Origin of the sequence: Sinomicrobium oceani (assembly GCF_900119185.1) — a bacterium.
Taxonomy (GTDB): domain Bacteria; phylum Bacteroidota; class Bacteroidia; order Flavobacteriales; family Flavobacteriaceae; genus Sinomicrobium; species Sinomicrobium oceani.
In genome coordinates, this window is record NZ_FPJE01000001.1 from 23,059 (window position 1) to 39,047 (window position 15,989).

15 protein-coding genes are annotated in these 15,989 nt (G+C 43.5%); 9 read left to right on the top strand and 6 right to left on the bottom strand.

Translation table 11 applies throughout. The features are described 5' to 3' along the window. The first annotated feature begins 9 nt into the window (after positions 1-9). Positions 10-411, top strand: coding sequence for a c-type cytochrome (locus BT112_RS00125; RefSeq protein ID WP_072315273.1), 402 nt, complete (start codon positions 10-12; stop codon positions 409-411). 16 nt (positions 412-427) lie between these two features. Here the strand turns inward: BT112_RS00125 and BT112_RS00130 are convergent, their stop codons facing one another. Next, on the bottom strand, positions 428-2,326 hold the full coding sequence (locus tag BT112_RS00130) for an OmpA family protein (protein WP_072315274.1): 1,899 nt from the start codon (positions 2,324-2,326) through the stop codon (positions 428-430). A 339-nt stretch (positions 2,327-2,665) separates the two neighbouring features. Between BT112_RS00130 and BT112_RS00140 the strand changes: the two genes are divergently transcribed. Next, positions 2,666-4,252: a peptide chain release factor 3 gene (locus tag BT112_RS00140; RefSeq protein ID WP_072315276.1), complete on the top strand. Its 1,587-nt coding sequence runs from the start codon at positions 2,666-2,668 to the stop codon at positions 4,250-4,252. A 253-nt stretch (positions 4,253-4,505) separates the two neighbouring features. Here the strand turns inward: BT112_RS00140 and BT112_RS00145 are convergent, their stop codons facing one another. The 4 genes from BT112_RS00145 to BT112_RS00165 all read right to left on the bottom strand — a co-directional run bounded on the left by BT112_RS00145 (position 4,506) and on the right by BT112_RS00165 (position 7,923). Continuing rightward, complete coding sequence (locus BT112_RS00145; protein ID WP_072315277.1) at positions 4,506-5,054, bottom strand: hypothetical protein; 549 nt, start codon at positions 5,052-5,054, stop codon at positions 4,506-4,508. 315 nt (positions 5,055-5,369) lie between these two features. Then, positions 5,370-6,104: a class I SAM-dependent methyltransferase gene (locus BT112_RS00155; RefSeq protein ID WP_072315279.1), complete on the bottom strand. Its 735-nt coding sequence runs from the start codon at positions 6,102-6,104 to the stop codon at positions 5,370-5,372. 34 nt (positions 6,105-6,138) lie between these two features. Next, positions 6,139-7,095, bottom strand: a complete 957-nt coding sequence (locus BT112_RS00160; protein ID WP_072315280.1) for an NAD-dependent epimerase/dehydratase family protein — start codon at positions 7,093-7,095, stop codon at positions 6,139-6,141. 3 nt (positions 7,096-7,098) lie between these two features. Next, on the bottom strand, positions 7,099-7,923 hold the full coding sequence (locus BT112_RS00165) for a glycosyltransferase family 2 protein (protein WP_072315281.1): 825 nt from the start codon (positions 7,921-7,923) through the stop codon (positions 7,099-7,101). Positions 7,924-8,050: 127 nt separating this feature from the next. On the opposite strand from BT112_RS00165, the gene BT112_RS00170 reads away from it, so the two are divergent. From BT112_RS00170 to BT112_RS00200, 7 genes are all read left to right on the top strand, one after another. Then, positions 8,051-8,803, top strand: coding sequence for a glycosyltransferase family 2 protein (locus BT112_RS00170; RefSeq protein WP_072315282.1), 753 nt, complete (start codon positions 8,051-8,053; stop codon positions 8,801-8,803). A 31-nt stretch (positions 8,804-8,834) separates the two neighbouring features. Next, positions 8,835-9,668, top strand: a complete 834-nt coding sequence (locus tag BT112_RS00175) for a hypothetical protein (protein ID WP_072315283.1) — start codon at positions 8,835-8,837, stop codon at positions 9,666-9,668. Between the two features lie 17 nt (positions 9,669-9,685). Next, positions 9,686-10,246: an L-threonylcarbamoyladenylate synthase gene (locus BT112_RS00180; protein WP_072315284.1), complete on the top strand. Its 561-nt coding sequence runs from the start codon at positions 9,686-9,688 to the stop codon at positions 10,244-10,246. Positions 10,247-10,447: 201 nt separating this feature from the next. Further along, entirely contained in the window at positions 10,448-11,878 is a 1,431-nt protein-coding gene (locus BT112_RS00185) for a CCA tRNA nucleotidyltransferase (protein WP_072315285.1), read from the top strand. Positions 11,879-11,962: 84 nt separating this feature from the next. Next, positions 11,963-12,994, top strand: a complete 1,032-nt coding sequence (locus BT112_RS00190; RefSeq protein ID WP_262507629.1) for a COX15/CtaA family protein — start codon at positions 11,963-11,965, stop codon at positions 12,992-12,994. Between the two features lie 70 nt (positions 12,995-13,064). Further along, on the top strand, positions 13,065-13,574 hold the full coding sequence (locus BT112_RS00195) for an IS1096 element passenger TnpR family protein (RefSeq protein ID WP_072315287.1): 510 nt from the start codon (positions 13,065-13,067) through the stop codon (positions 13,572-13,574). Between the two features lie 103 nt (positions 13,575-13,677). Continuing rightward, entirely contained in the window at positions 13,678-14,736 is a 1,059-nt protein-coding gene (locus tag BT112_RS00200) for a nucleoid-associated protein (RefSeq protein ID WP_072315288.1), read from the top strand. A 103-nt stretch (positions 14,737-14,839) separates the two neighbouring features. Here the strand turns inward: BT112_RS00200 and BT112_RS00205 are convergent, their stop codons facing one another. Next, positions 14,840-15,916, bottom strand: coding sequence for a hypothetical protein (locus BT112_RS00205; RefSeq protein ID WP_072315525.1), 1,077 nt, complete (start codon positions 15,914-15,916; stop codon positions 14,840-14,842). Positions 15,917-15,989 lie beyond the last annotated feature (73 nt).

A 15,989-nucleotide genomic window follows, 5' to 3' on the forward strand; every position in this document is an offset into this window, starting at 1 on the left:
CTCTATCCTATGAAACTACTCTTTTCTCTGTATGGTATCGGCATCATTTCCGCCTTTATTTTCCTGAAACAGGAAAAAACCCTTGAAGAAAGCATAGCAAGCGGTAAAGAACTGTATGCGGATTTTTGTACCAACTGTCATCTGCCTGACGGTAAAGGGGTCGAAGGGGTTTATCCTCCGCTGGCCGGTTCGGACTATCTTTTGCAAAACCGGAAGGCTGCAATCCATGCCGTGAAGTACGGACAAAGCGGGGAGATCACCGTAAACGGCACCACGTATAACAACTTTATGGCCCCTCTCGGCCTTACCGATGAAGAAGTTGCAGACGTTATGAACTATATTCTCAATTCCTGGGGCAACACAGCCGAAGAACAGGTTACCCTGTCCGAAGTTTCACAGATAAAGAACTAAAGACCGTTTGAAACAACTATCTTTTTACAATGATAAATGAAGATCTTCGATTCAGCTGATGCTCTTCTTCGGTGCAATCGACTCCGTTTGCACAATGGTTCAGCAGTCTTTTTTCTCCGTAACCGATGGCACTTTCTATACGGTCTTCGGCAATTCCCCTGGAATAAATATAATCACGGGTAGCCTTGGCCCTGTTATCCGAAAGTTTTTCATTGTACATATCATTTCCGCGGGAGTCGGTATGGGCTTCGATCTTAATGACCATCTCCGGATGGGCATTCATAACGTTTACGATATGTTCCAGCTCATACCCGGCATCAGGACGTATTGCCCATTGGTTATAATCAAAGTATATGGGATTGATCACTATTTCATCGGCTATAATAAGGGGGGTCAGCGCAATATCGGCTTTTGTTTCTTCTTTACCGTTAACATCAACTTCCTTTTGCCCGGAACGGTAATCTTCCTGTTCTGCGATCACGGTATAGGAGCCTTCCAGACAGTCTCCCTTCAGCACATACCTCCCGTCCACATCAGTCAGGGTCCTGCCCACTACACCGCCTCCGGGCTCTATAAGACGAACAGCAGCATCGATGAGGGGTTCTTCCGTACGACTGTCGGTAATGCTACCGCTTATGCGCACCATACATTCCCTGGCCGTAAAATGGTAGATATCATCATCGCCTTTCCCACCCAGCCTGTTGGAGGAAAGGTAGCCTTCGGTCTTATCATTGTTCATGACAAAAGCAAAGTCGTCAAGAGCACTGTTTATGGGTACTCCGGGGTTCTCCACGCTGCCAAATCCGCCCTCGAGGGGTTCACTCTTCAGAATATCGAGCCCTCCCAGTCCCGGGTGACCGTTGGAAGCAAAATAAAGTGTCCCGTCTTTATCAATAAAAGGAAACATTTCTCTGCCCCTGGTATTAATCGTCTTCCCCAGGTTTTCAGGTTCTCCATAACTGCCGTCATCCCGTATGTCCACTACATAAATATCCGTAACACCATAGCCGCCGGGCATATCGGAAACAAAATACAGTTTTTTTTCATCCGGGCTCAGTGCCGGATGCCCTACGGAATAGCTAACGTCATTAAAAGGTAATTCTGTTATGTTTCCCCACTCCCCGTCTTCGTTACGTGAAGCTTTATATAATTGCAGGTGCACGGTACCCTCCTCATCTTTCTTCGATTTCTTCCCGTTGTCCGAATTATCCCTGGTGAAATACATCGTCTGCCCATCTGAAGTAATGGCTATCGTTGCTTCATGATACTGTGTATTGATCTCTCCTTCCAGTTTACGGACTTCATCCACCTCATTACCGATCCGGTTACCGATGTATATATTTAGAAAAGGTTGTTTATTCCAGTCATAGAGTTTGGTCCGTCCTTTTGAAGGCCGTGTCGAAGCAAAATAGAACGTATTTCCCTGGATAAAACCTCCGAAATCCGAATACTCCGTATTCAGACTGAGATTGTGCAGATTTCCGAAAAGCCTTGCTTTGGGATTATTCAGGCGGGTGTAGTAATCCCCCTCTTCCAGCAACCTCAGCATTTCCGGATCACTCCCTCCTCTTTCGGCAGAAGCCCGCATCCATCGTAAAGCTTCATCATATTTTTCATTACCCTTCAGGGCCTGGGCGTAACGAAAGAGATAATCGGGTTTTACTTCATTACCGTATTTTGCAAGTAATATGTCATACCACTTCGCTGCTTCTTTCATGTTGGTATTATAGTAATACGAGTCTCCCAACCGGCTTAACACATGCATGGAAGAATCTCCCTTCTTGACCAGATTTCCATAAAGTTCTGCTGATTTCACATAAGCCAGTTTCTCAAAATAACGATCAGCAACTGTATATTGCTGTCCGTAAGACCAGCTTACCCCAAAAAGCAGTAACAGTAGTATTTTTTTATGCATAATATCACATTTTATCCCAAAAAATATATCTTATCGGTTTTATATTCTCCAAAAGACACTTTTAAAAGCACTAATATACCTATAAAGTTTCAAAATGCGATTTTACCGAAATATTTTTTAGGCTCCCCATGCGAAAGTACAGATACAGTAAGACCGGCGGTGGAGTATTTATCCTGTAGCAACCGGACAAAAGAATATACTTGGCTTGAAATTTCAGGCATAAAACTTTAAAATGGTATGATCGCGGAATACTTTAGGCAATATTGTACAAAAACATCTTCCCTTCACTTTTACCTATATGCATTATAATGTTATTTTTGCAACCGCAATACGAGATTTATGAGTTTAGTTAAAGAGATCAATAAGAGGAGAACCTTCGGAATCATTTCACACCCCGATGCGGGAAAAACCACATTAACAGAAAAGTTACTGCTTTTCGGGGGAGCGATACAGGAAGCCGGTGCCGTAAAAAGTAACAAGATCAAGAAGGGAGCGACGAGTGACTTTATGGAAATAGAAAGGCAGAGAGGTATCTCCGTAGCCACCTCCGTACTGGCCTTTAACTACAGGGATAAAAAAATAAATATTCTCGATACGCCCGGGCACAAGGATTTCGCTGAAGATACGTTCCGTACCCTCACTGCTGTAGACAGTGTGATCGTGGTGATCGATGTGGCAAAAGGGGTCGAGGAACAAACCGAAAAACTGGTCCAGGTGTGCCGTATGCGAAATATTCCCATGATCGTATTTATCAACAAGCTTGACCGGGAAGGAAAAGACGCCTTTGACCTCCTCGACGAGGTCGAACAGAAACTCGGATTACAGGTTACCCCACTCAGCTTCCCCATAGGTATGGGCTATGATTTCAAAGGGATTTACAATATCTGGGAAAAGAATATCAACCTCTTTAGCGGGGACAGTAAAAAGAATATCGAAGAGACCATCGCTTTTGACCATGTAGAAGACCCGGAACTCGATCAGATTATCGGGGCACATGCTGCCGGGGCACTCCGCGAAAACCTGGAACTCGTACATGGTGTATATCCGGAATTCGATCGCGAAGCTTATCTTAAAGGAGAATTACAACCTGTGTTTTTCGGATCTGCTCTGAACAATTTCGGAGTGCGGGAACTGCTGGACTGCTTTATCGAAATAGCGCCTTTTCCAAGGCCAAAACAAAGTGAAGAACGTCTGGTAAAACCGGAAGAAGAAACTTTTTCAGGATTCGTTTTTAAAATTCACGCGAACATGGATCCCAAACACAGGGACCGGCTTGCTTTTATCAAAATCGTTTCCGGAACCTTCGAAAGGAATACCCCTTATCTACATGTAAGACACAACAAAAAACTCAAGTTTTCCAGTCCGAATGCTTTTTTTGCGGAAAAAAAGGAAATCGTGGATATCTCCTACGCCGGGGATATCGTGGGATTGCACGACACGGGAAACTTCAAGATCGGGGACACACTTACCGAAGGTGAAATCCTTAATTTCAAGGGTATCCCGAGTTTTTCCCCGGAACACTTCCGCTACATCAACAATGCCGACCCGATGAAAGCCAAACAACTGGCCAAAGGAATAGATCAGCTTATGGACGAAGGAGTCGCCCAGTTATTCACACTCCAACTCAACGGCCGTAAAGTGATAGGTACTGTAGGCGCACTGCAATACGAGGTTATACAATACCGGCTGGAGCACGAATACGGTGCAAAATGTACGTATGAAAACTTTCCCGTCCACAAGGCATGCTGGATAGAACCGGATGATCCCAAAAGCGAGGAATACACGGAATTCAAAAGAGTAAAACAAAAATTCCTTGCTACGGATAAACAGGGACAACTGGTATTTCTGGCCGATTCCTCCTTTTCCATACAGATGACACAACAGAAATACCCGTCCGTAAAACTGCATTTTTCATCGGAATATTAACGGGTAGAATAAACGAGTGACACATTTCCGAGTTGTGAAAATCGATTCGGGATATAAGAGTTAAGCAGCTTTCGGGACTATGCCGGGATTCCGGTATAGCTCTGAAATTTCAGTGCGAATTCGCTATAATATTTTCAGGGGACCATCGCGCTCAAGACTCAATCTTCTTATAATTCCTCTCTTTTTCATATGTCAAAACCTGTTTTTATTCCTTAAATATCTGGGCAGTTCCGTTTAACTTCAAATGAAAATATTATAAGTTCAATAAATCTGGATAGGTTTCAATAATCATTTCAGTAATATTATTTTCATGAACCTTTAAATCCCCACCAATATTCCGGTTCAGTAAAAGATAGGAACTTGTATCCACAAACGATTTATGCATAAAAGTCTTGTTACCAATTAATTGTGGAATATGATATCGATATAACCTATATCGTTGATTATTTCTATAACTTTCAACTTTTTGAGCCCTTACATCTATTGTCCTAGATCCGATAAAACCGAATGAAGCATATGGAAAATCCTTCAGGAGTATAGGAATTACCTTGGCGCATGTCACTAATATATTATTCACATCTCCTTTATTGACAACATTTGAGAACTTCCCTTCACTTCTTCTATCTTTTTTCGCATAGAATTTTACTGCAAAAAAATCATACTTATGATAATCGGCATTGATTATATAATGCAATTGGGTTCTCGGAGAATGAAATTTATAAACATATCTTTTGCAGTGATATGTATTTTCAGGGTGAGTTTGGATAAATTTAATAGAATAACCGGATACAGTTAATTTCATTACGGAAGTAAAAGAGGAGTATTCTTACTGTCACAATTTTCTTCTTGTCCCTCTTTTAAATGATCCTTTAGGTTTATTTTCATTCTCATTACAGCCTTTAAAGATCGCCATCGAAGTCTTTCTCCTTTGGATTTTGAGAAATCAAAAGATGTTTTTTTCGATCTTATGGAGGTGTTCTTAGCCATTTTCAGGTATTTTACATCAACAAAAATATAAAAGATTATATTCCTGGTGTCCTTACATCTATACTTTTAAATTATAAAAATCTACTAATCAATAGACTACAACTATTAACAAGATAACATTTCCCAAAAATCAAAGCCTTCCTACGCGCAACATAATAGGGAAAGTCACCGTCTTGGTATCAAAGCCTTCCCAACTTTGTTTGAGTGTCTCGCTGATCAGGGTTATCGGGTTCTCTCCCCGGTCACGCATATAATGTTTTACGGCAGACCAGGTTTCCAGATACCCCATGAGTTGCTCCAGGGTCCATTGATATTCATCGTGGAATACGGGTGTCTTTTCTTCATGAAAAGGAAAGGGAATGGTTTTATAAAGGTCTTCGATATATTTTCTTTCCGGGTCCCAGTACGGGCCTACAATATCCGAATACAGTTTTTGTATCACTTTATCCGTGCTTTCATCCACCTGTAAAAGTGCATATCCCACTATGGCCAGCACCCCATCTTCACGAAGCGTACGTCTGACTTCGGCATAAAACGCGTCAAAATCGAACCAGTGTATAGCCTGTGCCACAGTGATCAGATCGAACTGCGAGGCATCGAAAGAAGTTTTCTCGGCCTGCTCCGTTCTATACTGTATATTGTTTTTGGGCGTGGCATTTCTGAGCTGGTTCTCACTGAGATCCGTAGCATAGACTTCATCGAAATATGCGGCCAGTTTCACAGCAAGCTGTCCGTTGCCTGTACCGCAATCCCAGGCACATTGCTGTCTTTTCGTCAGAGATACGAGATAGGATATCAGTTCCGAGCGGTATCCAGGGCGGAATTTCGAATAACTATCGGAATGTCCGGAAAAATTATCTTTCATAACACTTTCCAAAATTTCGTTATACTTTCTTTGTTCAAAGATTCAAAAAATTATCCCTGTACCAGCTCACTTGCTTTGCCAGGCCTTCTTCAAAAGACGTAGAAGGGTTATATTCCAGCAATTTACGGGCCTTATCGATCAGGGCTGTTGTTCGCAACTGGTCGCCAGGACGCGGAGGAGTTTTTTCGATCTTTGCCTTTTTCCCGGTGATCCGCTCGATCAGGGCAATTCCTTCTCCTGTGGTGTATTCCTTATCCGAGCCAATATTTATAATTTCGCCCGACACCTGCGCTTCCCTGCCGATAACGGCAGCAATTCCATCGATAATATCCCCGACATAGGTAAAACTTCTGGAGTGTTTTTCACTCCCTTCGAAAAGCGGAAAATATTTTTCTTCATAAATCGATTTAATAAGCTTGGTGTACAACTTTTCCGGCCGTTCTCTCGGGCCGTATACGGAGTATAAACGAAGGGAACAAGCCCTGAGTTTACCGACACGCTGTTCTCCCAAAACCAATTGTTCCGCTGCAAGTTTGGTGGTCCCGTAAAAAGATATGGGTTCGGGTACGGCAGATTCGGGCAGTGTAGCTTCCTTTCCGTAAACAGAAGACGTCGCTATATTGACAAACAACTCTATATCCCTGTTTTCCGAAATCACCCAATTCAACAGGTTCTGGGTTGCAAAAATATTATTCCTCACATATTCTTGGAGGGAAACATCAGGAGATATTCCCGGTTGTGCTGCAAAATGAAATACATAATCCATCCCTCCTTTCAGTGTTCCCGTAAGCGAACCGGTAAGATCGGCTTCCGTAAAATGTACTCCTGCAGCAGTTATAGCTTCCACATTTCTCTTTTTGAGCGTAACATCGTAATAATCCGAAAAATTATCTACTCCGTAAACTTCATGACCTTCGGCAGACAAACGCTCCGAAAGATGCGAACCTATAAATCCGGCAGCACCGGTTACCAAAATATTCTTTTTTACCATCTGTTATGCTTCTTTCCTGATACCAAAATTTGTCCATATACACTTACTCTCCCTGGTATGTTTCCGGATAGCCTGATTTTTTGCTATGGATTCCGGGGTTTTATATCCCCGGGCATGATCCAGGTGTACACATATGGCACTGTAACGTATCTGTTTCCCCCTGATCCCGTAATTCATCAATCGCTCTCCCAACTCGCGATCCTGTCCGCCATACTGCATACGTTCGTCAAAACCGTTCACAGCCACAATATCCTTTTTCCATCCGGAAGCATTATGTCCGTTCCAGGTAGCTCCCGTCGGAGTAACCTTATTCAGTAACCTGGCCTTGAAGCCCGCCGAGGTCAGCTTGTTATTCTTAAAAGAAGATTTCAATCCGTTTGCTTTGAGCCATTGCACATCAAAACAACGTCCGGCTTCGATGTCTTCCCGGGAGATCGCTTCGGATATCGGCATCGGTAACATAAAATATCCGCCCGAAAGAAAATATCCTTCCTCCATATATTCCGCATGAACTTCCAGGAAATCTTTCCTCGGAACACAATCCCCGTCACTCATAACGATATATTCCGCAGCACATCGTTCTACAGCTTTATTGAGTATTCTCGACTTCTGAAAACCTTCATCTTCCTGCCATACATGGATTATCGGGTAAAAAACCTCCGCCTGCATACGATCGAGCAGCGCTTTGGTGGAAGGCCGTGACCCGTCATCGGCAATGACCATTTCAAAATCTCTGAATGTCTGTGCATTATATCCCCACAAGACTTTTTCGAGCCAGGCTTCTGCATTGTAGGTACTTATGATTACCGAAATCTTCTTGTCGCGCATCCTTTGGAATTATCTAAATAATGGCAAAAGTATGAATACAGATATATATCTTTGCCCCGGAAACTGTTTTAAATTTATTTTTTTATCGTTTCCGAACATCAAAATACGTATTTTATTTTAATATGTCATGGCCGGACTTACCATAATCATACCTACATTAAATGAAGAGGAGTTTATTGAACAAGCCATCATGTCCGCTTCTTTTGCCGATGAAATATTGATTATCGATTCGTTCAGCCGGGACCGTACACTCGACATCGCAAAAAAACATCGGGTTACGGTCTGTCAGAGAGCATTTGATAATTTTTCCAGCCAGAAAAACTATGCCATAGACCGTGCTTCACACGAGTGGATATTCATTCTCGATGCCGATGAGGTTATTATTCCCGAGCTACAGAAAGAGATTGCTTCCGAAATCCGGAAAGCGGAACCCCATAAAGCGTACGAGGTAAAAACCGTTCGTATGTTCATGGGAAGGCAAATGAAATACGGAACGGCAAAGAATGACACCAAAACCTTATTATTTCAAAAACAACATGCCCGATTCGGTGCCAAACTGGTTCATGAAAACCTGGTTGTCGAGGGTTCCAGAGGGGCTTTAAAGCATTATATCCTGCATTATACCTACAGGGGATTCGATCATTTCGTCAGCAAAAAGAACCATTATGCCTGGTTGCAGGCCAGGGAAATGTTTGACAAAGGAAAAAAAGCCAATATCTTTCACATCCTGGTAAAACCTCCTTTTCGCTTTTTCAGCGAATACATTCTTAAAAGAGGTTTTATGGATGGTTTCCCCGGTTTTGTCAATGCTTATATTAATTCTTACGGTGTGATGACCCGTTACATAAAACTATGGCTGTTGCAACATCAACAAAAATAAAATGACGTTTTTCAACCTGTAAACCACATTTATGAAAGCCAAAGAATATCCTGTTTCAGTTTTTCACGCCTTGAGGCTGTCCATGCTTCCGGCACGAAAACTGAGGGAAGTCTCCGACAATAACCTCCCGGTTATCGTCTCGCTTACATCAATTCCTTCCAGAATTCATAAAATACACCTTACCATCAGGAGTATTCTGGCCCAGGCAAGACAGCCCGAAAAGATCATTTTATGGTTGCACGAAGCCATGAAAGGTACGCTACCCGATTCGCTGACCCGGCTGGAAGGCGATGTCTTTCACATCCGGTTTTCTCCGTTGACCTGTTCTCATAAAAAACTGATACATACCCTTCAGGAATATCCCGATAAAATCGTAATCACCTGCGATGACGACTTTATATATGCGCCCGACTGGGTGTATCAGCTCTACCGGGAACACCTCAAATATCCGGAAAGTATTATCGGTAACCAGACCAGGTACATCAGATATGATGAACATGGTGTGCTGTTGCCATACAAGTCGTGGACATACCCCGATAAAGAGGCTGTTGTCCAGGAGAAAGTCCTTCCGATAGGCGCAGAAGGAGTTTTGTATCCTCCCCATTGTTTATCTGAAGAAGTTACCGATATCGATCTCTTCCTGAAATTATCGCCAAAAGCCGATGACCTTTGGTTCAAATGCATGTCATTACTCCACGGTACGGTCTCCCGGCAGGCTTCAAGTCCGCCACGAAAAGCTATTCCCGTGATCGGAACCCAGACCGTTTCTTTGAAAAAGGAAAATGTACATAGGGATAAAAACCGGGAACAATGGCAGACGTTAACCGACTATTTCAACCTGAAATTAGACCGTACTACTGTTTAATATATGCTCTCCATAACATGCAAGACGAAATCAATACAGCTGTAGCTACGCTGAAACAGGGAGGACTCCTCCTCTACCCCACGGATACCGTCTGGGGCATCGGTTGTGATGCTACCGACGAAGAAGCCGTAGCCAGAGTCTACGAACTGAAGAAACGGCCAGATGCCAAAGCCCTGATATGCCTGGTTTCCGACGTTCCCATGCTGGAAAAATACATCCCCAAGATTGCCGATGTCACCTACGATGTCATAGACCTTGCAACACGTCCCACAACGATCATATACGATAATCCCAAGGGAATTGCTGCTAATCTTGTTGCTCCCGATAATACCCTGGCTATTCGTGTAGCCTCCGATGTCTTCTGCCAGAGACTCATCCGGAAATTCGGCAAGCCATTAGTTTCCACTTCGGCCAATATAAGTGGTGCGCCCACCCCGCAATCTTATACCGAAATCAGCAATGAAATTTTAAAAGGTGTGGACTATGTAGTAAATTTACACCGGGAAACAGGCGGAGGCCAACCGTCCTCTATTATTAAGATCAGCAAAGACGGTGTCGTAAAGATTATCCGCAAATAATATATGTACCACAAATATACCTACCCGTTGATAAGGCAACCGCGATATACCGCCGGTATGGTATGCTCCGGAAAATAAACCAAGGAATACAGTACGGTGAGCGATTTTACACAAACGGGCATAATAAAGCAGAATAGTTCCGCAGCAGATCGGTGATCAGCAATACAAAATCTGTAGCGGTGATAAAAATTCAGAATAAAAGTGACTGTAACAAACTACAGAGAAGCATTACAACAAGATATATTCAGCATCATAGCGCAAGCTGCGGCAGAGCTCAATGTAGACAGCTACGTTATCGGCGGTTTTGTCCGTGACTACCTGTTGCAACGCGACATCCCCAAGGACATCGATGTGGTAGCCGTGGGCAGTGGTATAGAACTCGCCCGCAAAGTGTCTGAAAAATTACCGCGGAAACCTAAAGTTCAGGTCTTTAAAAACTATGGAACCGCCATGCTCCGGTGGAACGACCTTGAAGTAGAGTTTGTAGGAGCACGTAAAGAGAGTTACCGTTCGGACAGCCGCAATCCCGTCGTAGAAAACGGGACCCTGCAGGACGATCAGAACCGGCGGGATTTTACGATCAACGCCCTTGCCTTATCGTTACGAAAAGAAACTTTCGGCGATTTGCTCGATCCTTTCGGCGGAGTGGATGACCTGAAACAAAAACTGATCCGTACCCCACTCGATCCCGATATTACCTATTCCGATGATCCGCTTCGCATGCTCAGAGCCATTCGCTTTGCATCGCAATTACATTTTAAGATCTTTCCGGAATCGCTCGAAGCCATATCGCGGAACAAAGAACGCATAAAGATCATTTCCGGCGAACGTATCGTAGACGAACTCCACAAGATACTGAAAAGCGACAAACCTTCCGTGGGGTTGAGCCTGTTGTTCAAAACGGGACTTTTGCACCTCATCCTGCCGGAACTTACCAGATTGCAAGGTATCGAAGAGAAAGAAGGGCAGCGCCATAAAGATAACTTCTGGCATACCCTCGAAGTGGTGGATAATATCTCCGAAAATACAGACGATGTTTGGTTGCGATGGGCTGCGCTGTTGCATGATATCGGGAAAGCCCCGACCAAAAGGTTCGATAAAAAAATAGGGTGGACGTTTCACGGACATGAATTCGTAGGTTCGAAAATGGTATTCAAACTGTTCAAGCGTCTGCGCATGCCTCTCAATGAAAAGATGAAATTCGTCCAGAAAATGGTACTGATGAGCTCACGCCCTATTGTACTGGCACAGGATACCGTTACCGATTCTGCGGTAAGGCGGCTTGTTTTTGATGCCGGCGAACATGTAGAAGACCTCATGACTTTATGTGAAGCCGATATTACCACCAAAAATCCGAAAAAATTCAAACGGTATCACCAGAATTTCCATATCGTACGACAAAAGATCGTGGAAGTGGAAGAACGCGATCATATCCGTAATTTTCAGCCCCCGGTCAGTGGCGAAGAGATCATGAAAACTTTTGACCTGAAGCCTTCCAGAGAAATAGGCCTTATTAAAGACGCAATCAAAGAAGCCATCCTGGAAGGAGAGATCCCGAATGAATATGAAGCGGCATACGATTTTATGATAAAAAAAGGGAAAGACCTGGGGCTGACGCCCGCTGAGCGGTAATAAAACCGATAAACGAACAAAAAACCCAACCCTAAGAATACCGTTTTAAATACATGGTTAACACCTAAAAACAACAACATGCACGTGTGGTTTAAAAAAAATTTCAGGACCATAACCAAAACAACACTGATTCTCGTGTATATGGTTATTGTTGCCGGTGCGCTTGTCCGTATGACAGGTAGTGGCATGGGCTGTCCGGACTGGCCCAAATGTTTCGGATATTATATTCCTCCTACAGAAGAATCGCAACTGCTATGGCATCCTCAAAAAACTTTTAAAAAAGGACAGGTCATCATTCATGAGGAAGCTCTGATGGTGGCCAAAACCGACTTCACTACTTCAAATGCCTATAACACCGATAACTGGGCCGCATACACCAAACACGATTATGCCATATTCAATCCGAAGCATACCTGGATAGAATACATCAACAGACTGGTGGGAGCCCTGGCCGGTATGGCGACATTTTTTATGGCCATAGCGTCTTTTACATACCGGAAGGAAAAACGGGCCGTAGTCCTGCTCTCCTGGCTTGCCGTGTTCGGCATGGGATTCCAGGCATGGCTGGGAGCTACCGTGGTATATTCGGTGCTGGCACCCGTAAAGATTACGGTACATATGGTCATGGCGCTGGTAATAGTAGCGCTGATCCTCTATATTCTACATCTTACACGAACCCGCAAAGCCTCTTTTAAAGCAGACAGGCTTTTTACCAACCTTATCCGCCTGACGCTTATCCTTACCCTCGTACAGGTGGTTTTAGGCACCCAGGTCAGGCAATTCGTAGACGAACAGGTGAAAGTGGTCGGAGATACCGCAAAGGCATTATGGCTCTATAATCCGGGACTCGATTTTTATTTGCACCGGTCCTTTTCCATCCTCGTTCTGGCAGTCAACCTGTTTATATATATTCTCAATCGCAACAGACAATTGCATTTTACCCGTGTCAACTGGGTGATACTACTCATCGGCCTGGAAATCGTCAGTGGAATTGCTATGGCATACCTCGATTTCCCTTTCGGCACCCAGGCATTGCACCTGGTCCTTGCATCGGTACTGTTCGGGGTACAGTATTATCTTTTACTCGATACGCGGCATGCCGCGAAAACTTTGTAACTTTACAGGCTCAAAAGTTTCCACTACAGTCGGAAACGAATATAACGTACAGTAAAACAATCCATAGCACATGATTTATAAGTTCAGGATAATATTAGATGCGGAAGAAGACGTTTTCAGGGATATTGAAATAGAATCCGAAGATTCCATGGAAGAATTTCACAATACCATCACTCAGGCTTTTGGTTTCGAAGGTTCCGAAATGGCTTCTTTTTATCTCAGTAATGAAGAGTGGCATCAAGGCGATGAAATTGCCCTTTTCGATATGGGCGACGGGCAGGAAGACGTACGCCTTATGAACGAAACCACACTTGCCGATGTGATAGACGAAGAGAACAACAGGCTTATCTATGTCTATGACTTTCTGAATATGTGGACCTTCTTCATCGAACTTGCCGATATTGCCGAAAAAGAAGACGGCAGGTCATACCCGAATCTCCTGTTTGCACACGGACAGCTTCCGGAATTTCCCCCGGAAAAACAATTTGAGTCCGAAGAAGGAATGACCGAAGATTTTAATGATTTCGGAATGGATATCGACGATTACGACAATCTCGACTTCGACGAAAACTGGAACTGAAAAAGCCGGAAAAACCGGAACACGTACACTGATTAACACAAAATATCAATTCGCATTGACTCCAGGATATCATTGCGGATTTTTGATTACATAACAGAATTATATGCTAAACCTGTATCCATCTCAGATCGAAAGCCTTTCCGTACACCGGGTAGGTAATAAAAGCCGTAATGAAGGCGTATTCCTCTCTAATGAGCCCTATCTCCTGAACGATGAGATTACCGGGATCCTCAAAGAATATTTCCTGAAACCTTTCCGGGAAAAGGAGGAAAACTATTTCCGGTTTGCCAACGAAGTCGATGTGGAATTTCACCCGCTCTTCGACCTTATTTCCGATATGTTTGTCAATCCGGCAAGTGCACATGAAAATTCAAAGAAAATAGCGGCGCACCTGTTCGATCAGTCCAACCACCCCCATATTAAGAGCGGAGAGGTTTATATCGTTCATTTCAGCGATATGGTACTGGACAACCAGAAAGTCGATGCTATCGGGATCTTCAAAAGTGAGTTGAAACACGATTTCCTGCAGTTCAGCGAAGGTGAAAACAACCTGGACATTATCATTCAGCAAGGTGTAAATATCAATAAACTGGATAAAGGGGCCATCATCTTCAATACCAATCGCGAAGAAGGGTATAAAATCCTTTCTGTAGACAGCAACCGTTATGATACCAAGTACTGGCTGGAAAACTTTTTGAGTGTGGATGCCCTGACGGACGAAAACTTCATCACTAAAAAATACCTCAAATTTTGCCAGGATTTTGCCAAGGATGTCGTACTTCCCGCAGAAGACAAAAAACAGGAAGTGATGTTTATGAACCGTGCGGTAAACCACTTTGCCAAAAATGATGATTTCGAAGAGACCAACTTCCTCAACGAAGTGATGGACAATCCGGAGCTTATCCCCGAATTCAAGCATTACAAAACCGAAAAGGGGCCCAAATATCATATCGAGGACGTGTCGAGCTTTCCCATTGCCAATAAGGCCGTCACCGAAGCCCGGAAAAAGATCAAGAATGTGATCAACCTCGACACCAACATACAGATTAAAATGGATTTCGTAAACCCGGAATCTGCCGAAAAATTCGTAGAAAAAGGCTGGGACGAAGAAAAGCAGATGTACTATTATCTGGTGTATTTCAACAAGGAAGAAAAAAGTTAACCTTACCCGGAATTACAACATACATTGCACACGAAAAGCGGGCCCGGAAGGCTCGCTTTTTTTATAGTAGTTACCTGGAAGAGCGACATAGACCACAGGCGCTTTAAAGTCCTTTCCGGAATAATCCGCGGGTATTGATATCTTCGTAATTCCGCTTCACAAAATCGAGTGCAGCTTCGAGGATTTCTCCCATACTGGTCGCTTTTTTAAACTCGACATCCTGCACAAAATGCAGGATCTCCATTTTCAGCCTGTCTACATTTTCCGGTACGGAAATCGTATCGTTTTTGGCACAGTCCAGCAATTCTTCCATGCGCTCGTTGTAACTGATAAGCCTTTTAGCCATAATAGAACGCTCCTCCACCTTATACTGGTCCACAGAACTGCGCTGTAACTTTTCGCGAACCATATTAACCATGATATTGTTTTCTTTAAAAAACTGCGGTCTGTAGACTTTAAACTTCCCCTCAAAACTCTGCTGGTCAAAATCTATAGCGCGGATGCGATAGACGACATGGTCAAAATCATGGGTAGAGACGATAACATAGTTATACGAACGCATATCTCCCAAAAGGCGTATCATACAGCGTTCGTTGAACTTCACAAACTCTTTGGCGATCTGCGCCTTTTCCATTTCCGTACAGTGCGGCAGGAAATCCTTGATGAAAACATCGCCCGGAATACCTGCGATATGCTCTTCGATCAGGGTATCTTTATACACCAGGAAATTGAGATTATAGGGAGAAAGCATATGTTCCAGTTCCAATCCGTAAATACGGGAGGCATCCGCTTTCTTTACATAAAAATAGGTGTAGTTGTCGTTAAGCACATTCCGGACTTTAATACGAAACGGTTTCGAATTTCCGAACGTACAGTAATCTATGGCATCTACATTGAGAAATTCCAGGATAGAATCACTACCGTCCGAATGCAATATGGAATATACCCTTTTCAGACTCAGATCTATTTCCTGCCGGTCGAATTCGTTGTAAAAAACCCGGACCCACAACGTATCTTCATCGTTTTTATCATATACCACCACAGAACCGGAAAACCGCAGCAGGTCTTCGTAGAAAATAGGAATTTTTATATTCCGGTTATATTCTTTCAGATAGCCACGCAATTGTTCCGTCACCGGGTAGGCGGGCTTCTTCTTCGACATGAGTTTTTCTTCGGACATCAGCGGTACAATAAGAATTCTGTTTTCAAACTTACACATTTTTTCGGGTAGGACAGGACAGCCGTAAAGTAAA